Origin of the sequence: Nostoc sp. (assembly GCF_036917615.1) — a bacterium.
Taxonomy (GTDB): Bacteria; Cyanobacteriota; Cyanobacteriia; order Cyanobacteriales; family Nostocaceae; genus Nostoc.
This window is the reverse complement of record NZ_JBALCZ010000093.1, coordinates 164,095-181,608: the sequence shown is the minus strand read 5'-3', so window position 1 is coordinate 181,608 and position 17,514 is coordinate 164,095. Positions and strand designations below refer to the sequence as shown.

At 41.7% G+C, this 17,514-nt stretch carries 14 protein-coding genes and 1 pseudogene; 9 read left to right on the top strand and 6 right to left on the bottom strand.

Annotation, left to right across the window (positions count from 1 at the left end):
• Positions 1–38: 38 nt before the first annotated feature.
• Positions 39–1,112, top strand: coding sequence for a 2-aminoethylphosphonate aminotransferase (locus tag V7K85_RS35845; protein ID WP_334821401.1), 1,074 nt, complete (start codon positions 39–41; stop codon positions 1,110–1,112).
• Positions 1,113–1,205: 93 nt separating this feature from the next.
• On the opposite strand, the gene V7K85_RS35840 is transcribed toward V7K85_RS35845, so the two are convergent.
• Complete coding sequence (locus tag V7K85_RS35840) at positions 1,206–1,367, bottom strand: hypothetical protein (RefSeq protein ID WP_334821399.1); 162 nt, start codon at positions 1,365–1,367, stop codon at positions 1,206–1,208.
• 12 nt (positions 1,368–1,379) lie between these two features.
• On the opposite strand from V7K85_RS35840, the gene V7K85_RS35835 reads away from it, so the two are divergent.
• Positions 1,380–1,793 carry a hypothetical protein gene (locus V7K85_RS35835; protein ID WP_334821396.1) on the top strand — a complete coding sequence of 138 codons (414 nt, stop codon included), beginning with the start codon at positions 1,380–1,382 and terminating at the stop codon, positions 1,791–1,793.
• Positions 1,772–2,401, top strand: a pseudogene (locus V7K85_RS35830) (HEAT repeat domain-containing protein); the annotation flags it as partial. The gene V7K85_RS35835 and the pseudogene V7K85_RS35830, both read left to right, overlap by 22 nt.
• A gap of 274 nt (positions 2,402–2,675) precedes the next feature.
• Here V7K85_RS35830 and V7K85_RS35825 read toward each other — a convergent pair.
• A complete protein-coding gene (locus tag V7K85_RS35825; RefSeq protein ID WP_334821394.1) occupies positions 2,676–3,131 on the bottom strand; it encodes a cupin domain-containing protein in 456 nt (151 codons plus the stop codon).
• Between the two features lie 275 nt (positions 3,132–3,406).
• Positions 3,407–4,186, bottom strand: coding sequence for a cysteine hydrolase family protein (locus tag V7K85_RS35820; RefSeq protein WP_334821392.1), 780 nt, complete (start codon positions 4,184–4,186; stop codon positions 3,407–3,409).
• Between the two features lie 81 nt (positions 4,187–4,267).
• On the opposite strand from V7K85_RS35820, the gene V7K85_RS35815 reads away from it, so the two are divergent.
• From V7K85_RS35815 to V7K85_RS35805, 3 genes are all read left to right on the top strand, one after another.
• The gene (locus tag V7K85_RS35815) at positions 4,268–5,668 is read left to right on the top strand and encodes an amidohydrolase (RefSeq protein ID WP_334821390.1); all 1,401 of its coding nucleotides are present in this window, start codon (positions 4,268–4,270) and stop codon (positions 5,666–5,668) included.
• Between the two features lie 395 nt (positions 5,669–6,063).
• On the top strand, positions 6,064–8,364 hold the full coding sequence (locus V7K85_RS35810; RefSeq protein ID WP_334821388.1) for a caspase, EACC1-associated type: 2,301 nt from the start codon (positions 6,064–6,066) through the stop codon (positions 8,362–8,364).
• A gap of 522 nt (positions 8,365–8,886) precedes the next feature.
• Positions 8,887–10,095: a NupC/NupG family nucleoside CNT transporter gene (locus V7K85_RS35805; protein ID WP_334821454.1), complete on the top strand. Its 1,209-nt coding sequence runs from the start codon at positions 8,887–8,889 to the stop codon at positions 10,093–10,095.
• A gap of 346 nt (positions 10,096–10,441) precedes the next feature.
• Here the strand turns inward: V7K85_RS35805 and V7K85_RS35800 are convergent, their stop codons facing one another.
• The 3 genes from V7K85_RS35800 to V7K85_RS35790 form a co-directional block, all read right to left on the bottom strand.
• Positions 10,442–12,178, bottom strand: coding sequence for an ABC transporter ATP-binding protein (locus tag V7K85_RS35800; protein ID WP_334821386.1), 1,737 nt, complete (start codon positions 12,176–12,178; stop codon positions 10,442–10,444).
• Positions 12,179–12,739: 561 nt separating this feature from the next.
• Positions 12,740–14,011, bottom strand: a complete 1,272-nt coding sequence (locus V7K85_RS35795; protein WP_334821385.1) for a lipid-A-disaccharide synthase-related protein — start codon at positions 14,009–14,011, stop codon at positions 12,740–12,742.
• A 49-nt stretch (positions 14,012–14,060) separates the two neighbouring features.
• Positions 14,061–14,219: a hypothetical protein gene (locus V7K85_RS35790; protein WP_334821383.1), complete on the bottom strand. Its 159-nt coding sequence runs from the start codon at positions 14,217–14,219 to the stop codon at positions 14,061–14,063.
• A gap of 77 nt (positions 14,220–14,296) precedes the next feature.
• Here V7K85_RS35790 and V7K85_RS35785 point away from each other — a divergent pair, with 77 nt between their 5' ends.
• The 3 genes from V7K85_RS35785 (at position 14,297) to V7K85_RS35775 (ending at position 17,473) form a co-directional block, all read left to right on the top strand.
• Complete coding sequence (locus tag V7K85_RS35785; RefSeq protein ID WP_334821381.1) at positions 14,297–14,572, top strand: PAS domain-containing protein; 276 nt, start codon at positions 14,297–14,299, stop codon at positions 14,570–14,572.
• 50 nt (positions 14,573–14,622) lie between these two features.
• Complete coding sequence (locus tag V7K85_RS35780) at positions 14,623–14,859, top strand: hypothetical protein (RefSeq protein ID WP_334821379.1); 237 nt, start codon at positions 14,623–14,625, stop codon at positions 14,857–14,859.
• 838 nt (positions 14,860–15,697) lie between these two features.
• Positions 15,698–17,473 (top strand): fasciclin domain-containing protein, encoded by a 1,776-nt coding sequence (locus V7K85_RS35775; protein WP_334821376.1) that lies wholly within the window; start codon positions 15,698–15,700, stop codon positions 17,471–17,473.
• The last annotated feature ends 41 nt before the right edge of the window (positions 17,474–17,514 follow it).

The following is a 17,514-nucleotide window of genomic DNA, read 5'->3' as shown; positions in this document are numbered from 1 at the left end:
CCAATGACTAATGACAAATGACAAATGACTAATGACCAATGATTTTACTAAATCCCGGCCCCGTCAATTTGAGCGATCGCGTCAGAAATGCGCTGTTGCGTCCCGATTTGTGTCATCGTGAAGTGGAATTTTCTCAACTTCAAAACAGAATCCGCGAACAATTACTTCAAGTTTATGGTCTTGGAAGCGATAGCTGGGCAGCAGTTCTCCTGACGGGTTCTGGAACCGCAGCAATGGAAGCGATGATTAGTAGTCTAGTACCCAAAGATGGGAAATTACTAGTAATTGAAAACGGTGTATATGGTGAACGACTATCCAAAATCGCCAAAATCCACGGCATTGATTACATCACACTTTCCCATCCTTGGAATGCCGAAATAGATATCAACGGTTTAGTCAAACTCCTGGATGAAAACACCGACATCACCCACCTTGCTGTCGTCCATCACGAAACTACTACCGGTCGCCTAAATAATTTGCTGGAACTTGCGCCAATTTGTCAAGAACGCCGGATTCAATTACTAGTGGATGGTGTCAGCAGTTTTGGTGGTGAGGAACTGAATTTTGCAGATTGGGGAATCACCGCTTGCGCTGCAACAGCCAATAAATGTCTGCATGGCGTTCCCGGAACGTCCTTTGTCATCCTGCGACGGGATGCACTGCCCTCAGTAGACACAATCCCCCGCACCTTATATTTAGATTTAGGAACCTATTGCCAGCAGCAAGACCAAGGCGGCACACCTTTTACGCAATCAGTACAGACATTTTATGCCTTAACAGAAGCTTTGGAAGAAATGGCACAAGCAGGGGGTTGGCGTGCCAGACACAGCCATTACAACCAACTTGCCAGCTTAGTTAGAGACGGGTTAGCCTCAATTGGAATTAAACCCCTACTTCCTCTTGGCAGTTCATCCGTTGTCTTGAATGCCTACTACTTGCCAGACGGTTTCAGCTATGAGAAATTTCACGACCAACTGAAAGCACAAGACTATATAATTTATTCTGGACAGGGAAATTTAGCTCAATCTATTTTCCGAGTCTCGACAATGGGAGCTATTACCCCCGCCGATATGGAACGCTTTGTTGTTGTTGTTAAAGAAATTATTCGTTAAACTGACTTTTCACTTCAGAAACCTCTCGAAATTACTACTTTGATTCGCGGGCTTGAGCAGTTTGAATCCACCTTTTTTGGCTGGGAACTCGCTCTAGACAAACTTATGTGTACACCGTAGCCTAAAAGAAGAGAGATTTAGAGAGAGGTTTTCCAGATACCGTGAAAAGTCAGGTTGACGTTGAGATGTGCGTAGGCGTAGCCCGTCGTAGACATCGGATTTACCAGTGGTAATCATAACAAACAGATTCACCAAAGTAAATATCCAATGGCTTACCAAAACATCACCGCTTCCCTTTCTCCAGCAGATATCCAAGAAATTAAAGCAGCCTTTGCGACTATCCAAGCAAAGATGCCTTTTCTCGTTACCCTGAGTGTCGAAGAACGACGCAAGTTATTTAAGATGGGCGATAAAAGACTAGCTTTTGTCAACACTAGCCTGATTGCTGCCCAGTCTAACAAGGAAATTTTACCAGCCAGCTTTGATTTAGATGAGTTTATCCGGGATTATCAACTAGCCGCTAACCTCACCGAACTGTTGATTGGACTGCGACAACTGACAGAACAAGTAGATGATACCTTAATGGCAGTCGGTAGCGAAGCAATGGGTAGCAGCTTGACAGTTTATGATTACGTCAAGACAGCTGCTAAGAAAACTCCAGAGCCTGCACCAAATATTTAACAGAAGTCCTCAAACAGCAACAAGCCAAAGAAGAGTTAAACGCTGCCCAACGAACTCTTTCCAATCCAATGGATTTAACTGTGGTAGCGCTGATGTTATCACAAGGCAAACATCCTGACTTGTTTCGTCTGCAAGAACAGCAATACAATTTAATCGCGGCAGAATACCTAAAAGAATGGAATCAAGAATTTCCCTTAAAGAAATTTTCCGCCGCCGTCTACGAAATGCGACTCGAAGACAAACAAGCCTTACCCGCAGACGAATTTTTCCAAGTTGCCATGTCTTTGTCAGACGAGAAATACAAAATGGTAGTCAGCCGTCAGTGGGAAGGTGAAAAAGCCGAAGCCAAGAAAGAATGGTACTTCCGCCACGATAAAATCATGGATTTCTTCTTAGTGCAAAACTTTCTGGGCGAAAGCGATGCCGCCGAAGGACTATTAGTTGATAGAATGGGCGATCCGCGTTTTCGTGGGGTTTATTTCTTGCTAGCAACTTTACTTGAGATAGATGCAGCCAAAGAACTGCGGGAAGAATTGATTCAATACGCCGCCGACACCAAAGACAATACGGTGAGTAATACTTTCGTGCAGTTGTTGCGGACTAGATAGTGCGCTTCGTTGGCTATTTGACTTTTAACTTCCCCGAAGGGAGTGACTGTCTCTATCGGCAAAACGGAATATGTGGCAACAAATGACTTAAATCAAGATTCTACAGATGCCATACAACAGGTGTGTGACATTTGTTGTCAGATTGAAGAATTTCATAGATAATATCAAGTCTGGATAATTAGTTATGATTCCCACAGTCATTGGCTACGGTAAAACTTGTGTGTACACCGTAGCCTTGTAAGAGATAGATTTAGAAGTGAGGTTTCAAATATCTTTAACAGGGCATCAAAGCATCTAATCTCCCCAGTACTGCCATATCTTCTGCATCTAACTCCGTCGGAATACCACTGCGAATCAATTCCGAAAAGTTTTCATTGGGAACCATAACAGTCAACGTGTACAAGCGAGTAGAACCAGTATTTTTAATCAAATGAGTCCCAGTGGGAGGCACCAATAAACTATCTCCAGCTTTGAGCGTGGTAGTCTTGCCGTCACACATGGCGATCGCTTCGCCTTTGAGGACGAAAAACATTTCTACCGCCCACTGATGGCGATTTGGCGGTGTTTGTCCACCAACATCAAAAATTTCAATGCAGCAGGTCAAGGAAGTATTAGCATTTGTCGAATCGAAGATAATTGCTAATCGATTAGAGTCGTTGGGACTGATGCGATATACTTGGTAATCTTTGGTAGATTTGATAACCGGAATTACACAACGAGTAGCATTCATTTAGTTATCCTCTCGGAAGTGATTGTTGGGTATGAAAATTCCTAAAATCCAAGTCCTGAATATTGAGTTGTTAGTTGTACGTCTAAATCACCCAATTTTTGATTTTAGATTTTAAATTTGGGATTTTGGGATTAAATAATTCAAAATTCCAAATTTAAAAAAGTTTGATATCAAGCGAATTTAAACGCAAGAACAAATCTAAAATCTAAAATTCTTGAGCATACAAAGAGCATTCATGCATGGAATCAATCTAAAATCTAAAATCTACAATCGAATTACTCCTCACTCTTTTGCAGCGCTGTTAAAATCGCTTGCGAGTCACTGACAAAACCGAAGCATTGTTTGACGTTGTACAATGTCGCTAGCCAACAATATTCAGGAGAAGTGGTAGCGGTACAGTCTTTAACTAACACGCAGTCATATCCTAAGAAGTTGGCATCACATAACGTGGCTAGCACACATTGATCAGCATTAACACCAGCAAAAAATAATGTTGTCCTTCCCAGATTCCGCAAGATACTATCTAATGGCGTATCCCAAAACCCACTCATGCGGTATTTGTCTACACGAATATCTTCGGGAATCTGTTCTAGTTCGTCTACAACTGCCGCTGCCCAACTACCTGCCATGAGTACTCTAGCACCATTGCTTGGCAGTGGATCGCCCAATCCCACACCCTCCCCTGTGGGATTATAGACGTGACGCAAACCAGCACTAATATTGAGCAAGTCGGGACGATTTCCCCAATTTACCCAAATGACTGGAACACCAACCTCACGCAGTTCTGGAAGTAAGTTGTTCAAAGGTTCAATAGGCTGACGCGCTGGAGTTACATCCACACCAATATGCGCTAACCAGCCATCAGGGTGACAGAAGTCGTTTTGCATATCAATGACGAGGATAGCAGTTTTTGCCAAGTCTAGGCGCAGGGTTTTAGTTTCTGTTGATAAAATAACGGGTTGTGGGGTCTTTTGAGGACGAGTGATATCTGCGATCGCATCATTCACTGTCCACGCATTTGGTGCAACTCCCAATGTCCGAAAAGGCAAATTCATAAAATTGCAATACCCAAGACCATTTTCTATTTTGTAACTTGAAATTTAGTTGAAAATACAATTACTTAATCAAGGTTAAATATGGTAAGTTTCACAATCCAGAATGTTTTGATTGCCGTCCGTGATGATTATGCAACGGTAGATGTACAGGTTGTAGATGGTGTGATCGCTGCCATTGCCCCCAATCTACAAGTAATCGGCACTGCCATTGATGGCAAAAATAAGCTGCTGCTACCTGGCTTTTTCAACGCCCACACCCACTCATCAGAGATGTGGCAGCGAGGAATCATGTCAGTCTTCCCTTTAGAATTATGGTTGGCGGAACTGTATGATTTTACCCCCCTCGATCCCGAACAGGTTTATCTGAGCGCCTTGGGTACTGCGGTGGAAACCTTACTTTCTGGCGGGACGAGTGTGGTAGATCATCTGGTGTTAATTCCCGGACTTGAGTTAGAAACGATCGCCATTGCAACTCGCGCTTACAGAGAAGTTGGAATTCGCGCCTTTATCGCCCCCTTAATTCAAGATGAATCCCTCAGCGCAGGTATACCATCCGGGGAATCAGCCCAAACTCATCAGCCTTATTTTCGCTCAACTGCGGTAACATTGGAAATCATCGAAGAAGCGGTGCGACAATTTCATCGCCCAGATGAGGGTGTGAGTATTTTAGTTGCACCAACAGGGATTCAATTGTGTACTGATGCTTTATTTGAGGGGTGTACTGAGTTAAGCGATCGCTACAATCTTTGCCGCCACTCCCATTTACTGGAAACTAGGGCACAGGAAAAACTCGCTCAACAAAAGTACGGTTGTACTGCTGTGGAACATTTGAAAAGAATCGGGTATTTGAGCGATCGCACTTCTCTTGCTCATTGTGTCTGGTTAAATGATGCTGATATCGCCATCCTTGCCGAAACTCAATCTACAGTTGTTCATAATCCCTTAAGTAATCTGCGTTTAGGCAGTGGTATTGCCCCGATTTTAAAATATCGCCAAGCTGGAGTCAACGTAACTTTTGGTTGCGATGGTGCTTCGAGTAATGACTCTCAAGATTTGCTAGAAGCAATCAAAATTGGTTCTATCTTGCACAACGTTACAGACTCAGATTATCAGCACTGGATTACGCCTCGGCAAGCAGTAGAAATGGCATCTTTGGGAGGCGCAAAAGGATTTAATATTGCGGATAATCTCGGTTCTTTAACCATCGGGAAAGAAGCCGATTTAGTACTTTATGACCTCACCAATTTATCATTACTTCCGCGTACAGATCCCATTGGTTTGTTAGTTTTAGGGCGTCCTAGTAATGTTGTTGATAGTGCTTGGGTGAATGGCAAGCAAATTGTTGCTGACGGTAAAGTTACCACTATTAACGTTGATGAATTGCGGCAAGAATTATTTAATCGCAGTCAATGGGAGACAAAGCGTAAGTCTCAAACCGTCGCGCAAATTGAAGCACATTATCGCACAGTTATGGGGTTGTAAAACACAAATAAATCCGGTTTAATCCTCTGATGCCGTAGGATTCCTTTATTTGATGTGTTAGACCTGACTTTTGCAGTAATGTGTACAAAAAAAGTATTAAATGTAACTTTGACAGTAATATATACAAAAATAAAGCTGTTATATCATATCCGCTTAAAGACTTATCAAAAAGACGGCAGGGGCAAGGATCTCTTAGCTGGGGGAAAGAGGGTTTTCCGGTTTTTGCACAGATGTGGTAATCATAACTAATTAATCGGACATGATATTAGACCGCAAAAATCAGGTTAAACGAGTAGTTAGCCTGCTCATAGTCGAGAAGAATTAGAACTTGCTATTAAAGCTGCTCAGTAATTTATAGCAGACAAATAAAAGTACTATGAAAAGAGCAAATAATTTTGACTTTTTTCCCGCAATATAAAGATATTAAAATGGCAAAAATAGCATTGCTAATCGGAGTCGATGAATACGAACCTGGGTTAAGCCCTCTTCCAGCCGCTGTGAAAGATATTGAAGCATTGCATCGGGTTTTACAAGACCCTGACATGGGAAATTTTAATGAGCTAAAGAGTTTAAAGAATCCTGATCCTCAGACAATGCAGTACGAAATTGAAGCACTTTTCTCAGAGGGAACTAAAGAAGATTTAATACTTTTCTATTTTTCTGGGCATGGTATTAAGGATGACACTGGTAATTTATACTTTGCAACTCGCGCAACAAAGAAAAACTCAAAGGGAGAATTAGTACGCTCAACTGCCGTCCCTGCAAACTTTATCCATGAAGTAATGAAACGTAGCCGTGCGAAGCGGCAGGTAATCATACTCGACTGCTGTTTTAGTGGAGCATTTGATCCAATTTTATCTGCGAAGAATGACGATTCCGTTGATTTACAAGGACAACTAGGTTCAGAAGGACGAGTAATTCTGACATCCTCAATTTCTACTGAGTATTGTTTTAAACAACAAGGTTCAGAACTATCTGTCTATACTCGTTATTTAGTAGAAGGCATCGAAACAGGAGGAGGCGATCTTAATAAAGATGGACAAATATCAATATTAGAGCTTCATGAGTATGCTACTACCAAAATACAAGAAGTGCTTCCTAATATGACTCCTAAAATCATTGTTTTAAGAGATAAAGGCTTTGAAATTATATTAGCGAAAGCAAAATCTATCCGCATTCCAGTTTTAGAAACAATTCCGACCAAGATTCACATCGGAGAAATTAAATTAGAATATTCACAAAATCTAAATAATACTAAATATTATAATCCTATCCCAAGTTTATTACAACCTTTTGAATCCTTTATTAGCAGATTAGCTGAACGATTAGGAGAATATTCCGTGAAATATTCATCTAATAACACTGGAGATAGAGCAACTACAGTTCAAAATTTTATTCTGGAAGTTATTAGACAAACTTCAGACGCAGACTTAGTGTTTGTAATGCATCGCCTTGAAAACCAAAATAGTTGGAATATAAAGGCACAAAGCAATTTCAGTGAAATTATTGACGCTCATGCTTATGCCAATATTATAAAAAATAAAATTCTTTCTAATATTCCAATGAACTCTATTTTTACTTCAGATCATCAAGGGATTTACAGAATTCACTATGATCAGCAAGAATCAGCATCTAAAGCTTTTATATTGATACCTTTAGATACGTTAGATAATGAATTTATATTAGTCTGTGGGTTGTTAAGAGATTCTTATTTACTTAGTGATGCTTACTGTACAATCATATCTAGTTTCTACATAGCTAGCCAGGAATTATATCTCCAACCTCCAAGGGTTGAGGCAACAATTCTTGACAATTTGAAAAAGAATTACGGTTTTGTTCCTCTTTCTTTCTATGATAAAAGGTTTAATCTTTTTTGCGATCGTCTCGCCAAAATTATTATATATTTTGAACCTATTCTGGATTTAGATACATTTTCAATTAGTGGTTGGGAAGCTCTTGCTCGTGATCCAGATAGCTTGACAGCTCCTGTTGATTTATTCTATGCTGCTGAGTTATGGGGACGTAAATTTACAGTTGAGTTAGATCAAGTTCTTCTGAATCTTGCGGCTGATAGCTATAGACAAGCATTGATTGAAGCAAAACAAAGTAGATCTTATGAAATACTTCCTCTATCAGTTAATGTGTATCCAGAGTCTTTGATGCGAACCGCCTATTTTGAGACTGTTCGTAAGATTGTTAAACAAGGAACAAGCAATCACATTACAGCCAAAAAACTAATTTTAGAGATTTCTGAAAAAGCTGATTTGCCAATTGATCAGGATGGAGTGAAGCTTCAATCTTCTTTAGATACATTTAAAATTAGATTGTCTAAATATGTTCAGGAATTAAAAATAAAATTTGGGATTGATGATTTTGGAGTTGGTTATGCGTCAGTCTCTCGATTAGCAGGACTTAATCCACCTTATGTAAAAATTGACCGTGAAATTCTTTATCACGAACCAGTTAATGTTATTATCCAGTTTGTTCAACAAATAGTTGCAACAACGAATCCACTAAACCCAGCAAGTATAATTGTTGAGGGATTAGATGAAAATTCACCAGTGACCCTAAAACAATTGAAGAAATTAGGTATTAGCTATGTACAAGGTCATATAATTGGAAAAGCAGAACCGACAATTTATCGTTTATCTCAACAGAAAAGTGAGTTTTTAAAAAAGCAGATATTAGGAAAGTAATTCGGAATCGAATACTAATAATATAGCAAAGCTTAGTCAGTAAGATTTGCTAAGGTTCTTACGATTTGTATATTGACTAGAGCAACTATGCTGAAGTTATTTCCGGGATAGAAAGTGACAAACCTCTAGTTAGTGTTGCACACTGTATCTAGCATATCATTGCTGTTTGCGATCGCGAATTTGGTATTGAGTGTGGTTATAGTGGGATAACTGGCACAGATAACCAAGCTGATACCTTACTGATTATGGCGCTGGCGCAGTCACCAGAACTCACCTTAGTTAATTGGAGAGTTGTTTGGGGGCTATGCATCGGTGTTTTTTAGAACTGGCACATTAGCCACAGAACTGCTTGCTTACTTACAGATGAGGCCAGAAGTGCGATGCCTACGCGGGCTATGCCTACGCTAAATTCATCTTTAGAGGATCAAAACTCTAGTAATTGACTAAAAAGCCCCAAAACCAGGCGGATTTTGTGTATGCTTTGTGACCATGTGCCTTAGCGATACATTTCCGGGAGTCAATATGGAACGCGCCATTTCTGCGTTGGGAATTTTAGTTTTTATCGGTATATCCTACGCCTTCTCTGTTAATCGTCGTGCGGTGCGTTGGCAAATAGTGGCGTGGGGTTTGGGATTGGAGTTTGCATTTGCGCTAGTGATTCTTAAAACCCCTTGGGGTTTGAATGTGTTTAAATCTCTAGGAGATATTGTCAGCCAATTTTTAGCATTTTCTGATGTCGGTGCTAAATTTGTCTTTGGAGAAAATTTTAAGGATCATTTCTTTGCTTTCCAAGTGCTGCCCACAATTATCTTTTTCTCTGCCTTCATCAGCGTCTTATATTACTACGGCATTTTACAGCGAGTCGTAAATGTGGTGGCGTGGGTAATGATCAAGACGATGAAAACATCGGGTTCTGAATCTTTATCTTGTGCCGGTAACATCTTTTTGGGCCCAACAGAGTCGGCGCTGATAGTTAAACCTTATATAGCGAATATGACGCAATCGGAACTCCATGCACTAATGACGAGTGGTTTTGCCACAATTGCGGGTGGAGTACTAGGAGCGTATCTTTCCTTTGGCATACCAGCAGAACACCTGATTGCTGCTTTCTTTATGACTGCTCCCACATCGTTGGTGGTATCAAAATTACTTTACCCAGAAACAGAAGTATCAGAGACGGCTGGTAAAGCAAAGGTAAATGTAGAAACCAATTATGTAAATGTAATTGATGCTGCTACTACCGGAGCGCTTGACGGCGTAAAGTTAGCAGTTAATGTTGGGGTGATGATTATCGCCTTTTTAGGATTATTAGCCGCCCTGAATGCGCTGCTGGGATGGTTGGGGGCATTTGTGGGCTTACAGCAACTCTCATTACAGTGGATTTTGTCTTTTGTTATGGCTCCCGTGGCCTGGCTGATGGGCGTACCTTGGGCTGATTGTCGGCAAGTTGGAGCTTTATTGGGTACAAAGACAATTCTCAATGAGTTTATTGCTTTTTTGGATTTGAAGGCACTAATCGAAAGTGGTAAAATTTCCCAACGCGCAGTAATTATTGCAACTTACGCTTTATGTAATTTTGCAAATATCGGTTCAATTGGCATTACCATTGGCGGCATTACTGGGATAGCACCTAATCGTCAGCATGATTTAGCTCGCATGGGTGTAAGGTCAATGATTGGCGGATTGTTAGCAGGTTTTATCACCGCTTGTATTGCTGGAATGTTGATTTGAATCAGAATTCTCCAAATCAACATTCCGGAGCGGACGCCTCTGATGATCAGCCAGACTTCATATCAAATATAGATTTTATCAAATTCGAGTAGATGTTAAAAAATCAGCGAACGGACATTAACTTGACTGCCAATTTTAGATTTTAGATTTTAGATTAAAGAACAAAGAATTATTTGGTTCACCGCCCCCAAGGCGGAAGTCAAAAGTTAAAAGTCAACAGCCAAAAGGAAGAATTATTTGATTATTTTTGACTTTTGACCTTTGACCTTTGACCTTTGACTTCGAGCAAAGCGAGTGTGGGCAGAACAAATCCAAAATCCAAAATCCAAAATTGATTGACAATGCTCTACTCATTTGTAGAGTAGAACTGTTGGGCGTAAAAACGGGCATACCGTCCTTCTTTAGATAGTAGGGAGGCGTGAGTACCAGCTTCAACCACCTGTCCTTGTTCTAGTACGAGAATGCAGTCAGCACGACGAACGCTGCTCAAGCGATGGGCAATAATAAACACGGTACGGTTTTGCATGACTCGCTCCAGCGCCTCTTGAACTAGTGCTTCTGCTTCCGAATCTAAAGCAGAGGTGGCCTCATCCAGGATGAGAATTCGCGGATCGTTGGCAACTGCTCTGGCGATCGCTAATCTTTGGCGTTGTCCTCCCGATAGCTTAACTCCCCGTTCGCCCACCCAGGTATGATAACCCTGAGAAAACTGGGTGATAAAGGAGTGAGCGTTGGCAATCTTTGCGGCTTCCTGAATCGCTGCTAAATCTAATTTTTCCTGACCGTAACCGATGTTTTCGGCGATCGTTCCCGAAAAAAGGGTAATGTCTTGGGGAACAATCCCAATTTGACGGCGCAGGCTGGTGAGTGTAACGTCGCGGATATCAATATTATCAATCAGAATTTGACCCGCCTGAGGGTCATAAAAGCGAAGTAAAAGATTAATTAACGTCGATTTGCCTGCTCCAGAAGAACCAACCAAAGCCATGACATCACCCGGAGAAGCGTGTAGACAAAGATCCTTTAGCACTGGCTGGTCGGGATTGTAGGCGAAATTGACATGACGATACTCTACCTTGCCAATAACTCGTGGCATTTCCAGAGCATTCGATTTTTCGCTGAGGCTAGGCTGCTTCGCCATCAGTTCAAAGATGCGTTCGACAGAAGCTTCGGTCTGTTTGTACTCGTTGTAATTGCTAATCATCATGTCGATTGGCTGAATCAGTAAAGCCACAGCAGCTAAAAAACTGATAAATCCTTGAGATGTCAGTTGATGCTGAGAAATCTGCCATCCTCCCAATAAAAATAGCAGCATAATACTAACTGCTTCCAAAAAACCGACAACAGGAAACTGAATGGATTTGAGTTGTTGAGTGCGATACTGAGCCTGACGATTGCGTTCTGCTTCCTGATTGAATCGCTTCACTTCATACTCTTGTGCCGCAAAAGCCTGAACCACACGAATCCCACTAAATACTTCTGTTAGCAGCGCTGACAAATTGGAAACCTGATTTTGACTCTGGCGAGATAGCACGAGTAATCGCTGACCAAATTGTCCGATCAACCAAGCCATCAAGGGAGCCAAAATCAAACCTGCAAGCGTCAGCGGCCAATTCAGGTAGAGCATGTAAATGGGAATCACAATTAACTGCAACAGATTGGAAAGAAACTGATGCGATAACTTATCAACAATCTCGCCTACCCGGTCGATATCTTCAGTTAGGCGATAAGTCAGGTCTCCCGTCTGTGTGGTTTCAAAGTAATCCAATCCGAGTTTGTGCAGGTGAGCGTAAACTCGCTTACGCAAGTTTAAAACCATTTCCAGAGCAGCAGCTATCATAAAGACATTCTGCCCGTATTGACAAAACCCTCGAACCAAAAATACTAAAGTGGCTAGTCCGAGCCAGTAGGCAATCTGGTTAACATTTCCCTGACCAAGAAAAAGAGCGACCTTACCTGCTAAATAGGGTATTGCTAGGGTGAACAACACAAATCCTAAGATACAAGCTAATCCCCGAACTAACAGCGGCCATTGGGGCCACAGATAAGGCAACAGTTGCCAGTAGCTAGAGCGGACTTTCATAGTTCAATTCTGTATGTTTATATTCTGCCAGCGCCGCAAAGTATCCCTTCGATGATTTATCCAACAATCTCAAAAATTATTGTGCAACCTTGGCAGATAAACTTTTGTACTCTTGAATTGGCTGCATTAACTTGTCCATCTGATTGGAAGATGGCACTATGACCATAGATAAAGGATTGCCGAATGCAATAATTAGCAGCTTTCCACACATAACATCTTTTTGCTCCCATGCCGGATGATTTTTTTACAGCTATTTTCAGCTAAATAAACCATGTCCTCTTGGGCACAGCATTGCTCATTATTGTCAACTTAAGCGCAAACCCCTTTAAAACCTCGTTTCCAGCCAGAGGCTGGAAATGCTCTTACTTGCGGCAGAGCCGCAAGTAAGAGGCGGAGCCTCCCATTAGGCATTAAGAGTCAGAGACTTCTTTTCGAGGCAATCTCTGAAGGACTTATCTAGACAGGCTTTCACGTTAAGTTGACACCTATGAGCATTGCTGTGCCCCTACAACAGATGTGGTTCAAATAGATGAAAACTGCTGTAATAACTCGCTGTTTTACCTACATTCTGTTATCCTTACCTTCATTATTGAAATTTGGCAGCAACAGTAATTTATCCTCAGTTTCTCCTAGATAGGTTAACAAAAGGCGGGCAATTCTCTCAGATGCGCCGGGCGGGCCAAATCGCTCAGGGCCATTTTCTTTGCACTTAGCGAGATAGTCTGAATCTTGTAAAGTCTCAACTACTCGTTGAGCCGCTTGCTTGAGAATCTCAGGGGTTGCTGGCTTAGTGCCGATAGTTTGGGCAGAAATACCCAACAGCCGTGTTTGCGCCTCGGCAAATTGATAGGTAAATTGAGGGCCCTCTCCGGGAATTTGGATGATAGGTTTGCCGATCGCTACAGCTAGATCCACTGCCAACCCTGCCATCCCAATCACGAGAGTAGAGTAACATACAATGTCACTGAAGGCATCTGAATAACATCTCACTTCCACAATCGGTGATTCATCAGCAGAACTTCCTGGAGGAGAATAGGTAAGTACGCCTTGCTGATGTTGCCAACCTTGACTTTTGGCAATGTAGTCCAGTTGTTCCATCAAATCCGATACCAAGGCTGCACGAAACTGTAATCCTGACTTAGGCATCACCTTGGCGATTTCTACCACCAGTTGCAACTGCAAACAGAAATTTCGCGCGGCTTCAGGCATCCGTGACCCTGGCAGGAGAGCGATCGCTGTCCCGTTTGCTTTCAGATGCAAGTCTTTGCCAGCAGGGACGAGCCGATCTAAAGCCGGAATGCCACCAAACTGAGCTTTAGTTAAACTTTGCCGTTGCAGGTCATAAGCCGTATAGGAATCCCTGGTGAAAACTGCCAGACATCTAGAAGAATTAAGGTCGTGCCACAGAAGCGGATTGAGTCGTAACCGCCCTTCGTAGAGGGCAGAAAGACAAGAGATAAAGGAGACAAAGGGGCGCTTTGTTAAGTAAGCAAATGTCTGAGAGACAAAATCCCCAGTAGCCATAATCAAATCGCAATTGGGAGCATAATCTAACACTGCTTGTAACTGTCGCCACGTTAACCCAATCAATCCCGATTGAAAATCTTTGAGCAAATAGAGGCGCTTCATATAAAAGAATCCCCCAGAGGGCATCCTTTGCGTCGGGCCAATAATGGGAATGTTCAAGCTGCGGTAAGCTTTTCCTTCCCCGACAATCGGCATTGCTGCCATATCAAGAGAAGGACACAATTGGCACAGGGTTTGAATAACATGAGAGGTATGGTTATCCTCTCCGTGACCGTTACTGATAAATAAGATTCGCTTAGAAGGCATCTTGGTATTTGGATAGCAAAAGGTAAAAAACAGCGAATTTTATCTTATTTTATGGCTCTGGTAGCATTATTGATGGGCGTACCTTGGGCTGATTGTCGGCAATTTGGAAATGATTAGCGATTGCTCCCATCGTTTGGAGATGAGCGAGTATCAAAGACTCGTTCACGAGTATTAAAGGTGGATGAACGAGTATCAAAGACTCGTTCACGAGTATTAAAGGTGATAGATGAAGTTTAAATCTATTTAACTTTTTAGAATCCCAAACGCAAAAAGCCCCAAAACCAGATGGCTAATGAGAAGCTGCTGCACCGCCAAGTTAGTAAAAAAGCAAATTATTCGCCAGTAGCCAGGAATGAAGAGGGAATGGTACTTCAGTTGGCTGATGGCACTATCCAGGCTTGTAGTACAACTTGCGATCGCATTCTGGGACTGAGAGCAGAACAACTTGTGGGGCAAAATTTGCTTGCTCCCAGGTGGCATTTTTTTATGAAGATGGCTCTCGTTTTGGAGGTGAAATTCACCCAGCGATCATTACCCAGAATACATGTAAACCTTGCTTGAATGTGGTGTGTGGCTTTTATAAGCCAAATGGTGAGCAAGGGGGGCTATTGTTGTCTTCACAACCTCTGTTCCAAGCTGGAGGAACTTCTCCCGACGCGATCGTGACAACTTTTTCGGATATTACTGAATGTAAGCACGTGCAGCTTCCGGAAAACTGTAGCTGTGCTGAAGATACTCAACAAGTTGATGCAGATGAATTTCAGGCACTATGGGATAGTCAACCTCTATTTCAACAAATTGCTGGCACTCTTCCAGGGATACTCTACATTTTTGACCTAATTGAGTAGCAAAATTCTGATGTTAATTACGAAATTGCTCAAGGTTGGGGCTACAGACCAGTAGAAATCCAGGCAATGGCAAAGGAGTTATAGTAATGAGCAAAATTGACACAGATTAGACATCTTCCAAAAATCCTAGTTTATCTGTGGGTTCATTTTCATAAAATTGTCTTTTGAAAAAAAAATAATTCCTAGCCAAAAATTTTGGCGCAATCATGCTCGAAAATTTTGATTGCGATCGCTAATTTTCGGTCTAATATTTTAAAATTTAACATCACAGACAACTATCTAAAGAGTGAAAGTTTTTTAGATAAATCCAGCCATTAGTTAGTTGTATAATTTTGATAAAAGATTAAAAATACAGCATATCGTCAAGATACATTTTATTTCTTAAATCTTGCTAAAGATCATGATAAATTGAGCTTGACAGCATTAACCCTCCTCGGCAATTATAAAGAGACGGCTATTAAAAGCCATTTGTCCTACTGCTTGACTGCGATTTTAGAACTGATAAAATCCCCTACTTGCATTAATTATCTTTATTATTGCAACATACCATATTACCACAGTATACCTGCTTATCCTTATTAGTGTGATCTGCGGTTTTTTAAAAATCAAATAGGAATTCCATACTAGATGGGGGTGTGGTGAACATTTGGATAAATCTTATGAGATGTCAGAGCAACTGCTCATAATGTCCAACATTTGAATTTTCCAGAGTTAACGGTTATATTTGTGCTTTCCATATCGGGGCAAACCAAACAATTCTCTCGATATTTGTATTCACTTAACCTTGCATCCAGTATTTTCCAGAGTCAATCCAAGAATTTGAAAAGAGGATATTTCCATGTCTAGTTTCTCTCGTAGGTCATCAACAAAGGTTGCTTTGCTAGTTCTGGGAATGATAGCCGCTATAGTAAGTCCCATCGTAATTTCTGCACCAGCTTTATCTCAAAATACTGTTCCACCTGCGACACCATCGCCTGCGACACCATCGCCTGACACACCATCGCTTGACACACCATCGCCTGCGACACCATCGCCTCAGACACCATCATCTGACACACCATCGCCTGCAACACCATCACCTACTTCAACAGTTAACTTGTCTGATGTTTCCTCAGATTATTGGGCACGTCCCTTCATTCAAACCCTAGCTGAGAATAACGTGATTGCTGGCTTTCCTGATGGCACCTTTAGGCCGAATCAACCTGTAACTCGTGCTGAATTTGCCGCCCTAATTCAAAAAGCTTTTGGTAACCAAAACCGAGTTCGGCAATTAACCTCAGGTGGATTTAGTGATGTTCCTGCTAACTATTGGGCGGCTTCTGCAATTCAGAGCGCCTATGAAACTGGATTTCTGGCAGGCTATCCTGGGAACGTGTTTAGACCAAATCAAGAAATTCCGAGAGTGCAGGGAATCGTTGCTTTAGCAAATGGTTTGGGTTTAACTGTTAGCAGTACTGGAACAAGTACTGATCTCAACACATACTACAATGACGCCTCAAGTATCCCGAACTATGCTGTTAGTAGTGTAACAGCAGCAACACAATCTAATCTTGTTGTAAATTATCCAGATATAAAACAACTTAATCCGCAACAGTCCCTAACTCGTGCAGAAGCTGCGGCAATCTTATATCAAGCTTTGGCTAAACAGGGAAGGTTGCAACCCATTGCGAGCAATCTTCCAGCTACTCAGTATATTGTCGGTGGAGCTCAAACTGGTACTGATATTGTTTCTCTTGCTGCATCCAGTAGTTCTTTTACAACTCTGACTTCTTTATTAAAGACAGCCGGTCTAGCAGATATTCTGCAACAACCTGGGCCTTATACAGTCTTCGCTCCCACCGATCAAGCATTTGCTGCTTTACCTGCTGCTACCCTACAGCAGTTACAGCAACCAGAAAACAGAGATGCATTGATTAAGATTTTGAGATATCATGTGGTTCCTGGTGCAGTCACTACTAGTCAACTCTCAGCTGGAGAACTGAAAACTTCTGAAGAAAGACCTGTAAATATTAAAATCAATCGTGCTAACAATCAAGTCTCGGTGAATAATGCCACAATTATCCAGCCGGACGTGAAAGCTAGCAATGGTATTATCCATGCAATTAACCAAGTCTTGATCCCGCCTGATATTAACATCAGTAAGTTAAATCAGCCACCAACAGGAACTAATGGGACACCTGATGTTACGGTAGGTAGAGCTACTCGTGGTGGCAGAAGCTATATCGGGGTTGGTGGTAACATTGGTTTGAGCGGCGGCGATACAGCTCTGAGTGATGGTAACTTTACAGTAATCAGCAAACTTGGTTTGACAAACTATTTATCAGTGCGACCATCGGTGATCTTTGGGGACGACACAATATTTCTAGTTCCCGTAACTTTGGATTTTTCTCCTCGCAGAGCAGGTTCGGTGGGTGAAAGAACCTTTGCTATATCTCCTTACATAGGTGCTGGTGTAGCAATTGAAGCTAATGCTGATACTGATATTGGATTACTGTTAACTGGTGGTGTAGACCTTCCTCTCGGTTCTAAGCTGACGTTAACAGGTGGTGTAAATGCTGCTTTTATGGATGAAACTGATGTAGGACTACAATTAGGAGTTGGCTATAACTTCTAAGTAAATAGAAGTAAAACACGCAGTAGGGTAGCACAGCTATG

Bases quoted from the DNA above. Each gene is read 5' to 3' on its own strand.
- V7K85_RS35825 (WP_334821394.1), bottom strand. From the start codon at position 3,131: ATGAATGCTACTCGTTGTGTAATTCCGGTTATCAAATCTACCAAAGAT.
- V7K85_RS35775 (WP_334821376.1), top strand. From the start codon at position 15,698: ATGTCTAGTTTCTCTCGTAGGTCATCAACAAAGGTTGCTTTGCTAGTT.
- V7K85_RS35820 (WP_334821392.1), bottom strand. From the start codon at position 4,186: ATGAATTTGCCTTTTCGGACATTGGGAGTTGCACCAAATGCGTGGACA.
- V7K85_RS35835 (WP_334821396.1), top strand. From the start codon at position 1,380: ATGGCTTACCAAAACATCACCGCTTCCCTTTCTCCAGCAGATATCCAA.
- V7K85_RS35815 (WP_334821390.1), top strand. From the start codon at position 4,268: ATGGTAAGTTTCACAATCCAGAATGTTTTGATTGCCGTCCGTGATGAT.
- V7K85_RS35805 (WP_334821454.1), top strand. From the start codon at position 8,887: ATGGAACGCGCCATTTCTGCGTTGGGAATTTTAGTTTTTATCGGTATA.
- V7K85_RS35800 (WP_334821386.1), bottom strand. From the start codon at position 12,178: ATGAAAGTCCGCTCTAGCTACTGGCAACTGTTGCCTTATCTGTGGCCC.
- V7K85_RS35795 (WP_334821385.1), bottom strand. From the start codon at position 14,011: ATGCCTTCTAAGCGAATCTTATTTATCAGTAACGGTCACGGAGAGGAT.
- V7K85_RS35845 (WP_334821401.1), top strand. From the start codon at position 39: ATGATTTTACTAAATCCCGGCCCCGTCAATTTGAGCGATCGCGTCAGA.
- V7K85_RS35785 (WP_334821381.1), top strand. From the start codon at position 14,297: ATGGCTAATGAGAAGCTGCTGCACCGCCAAGTTAGTAAAAAAGCAAAT.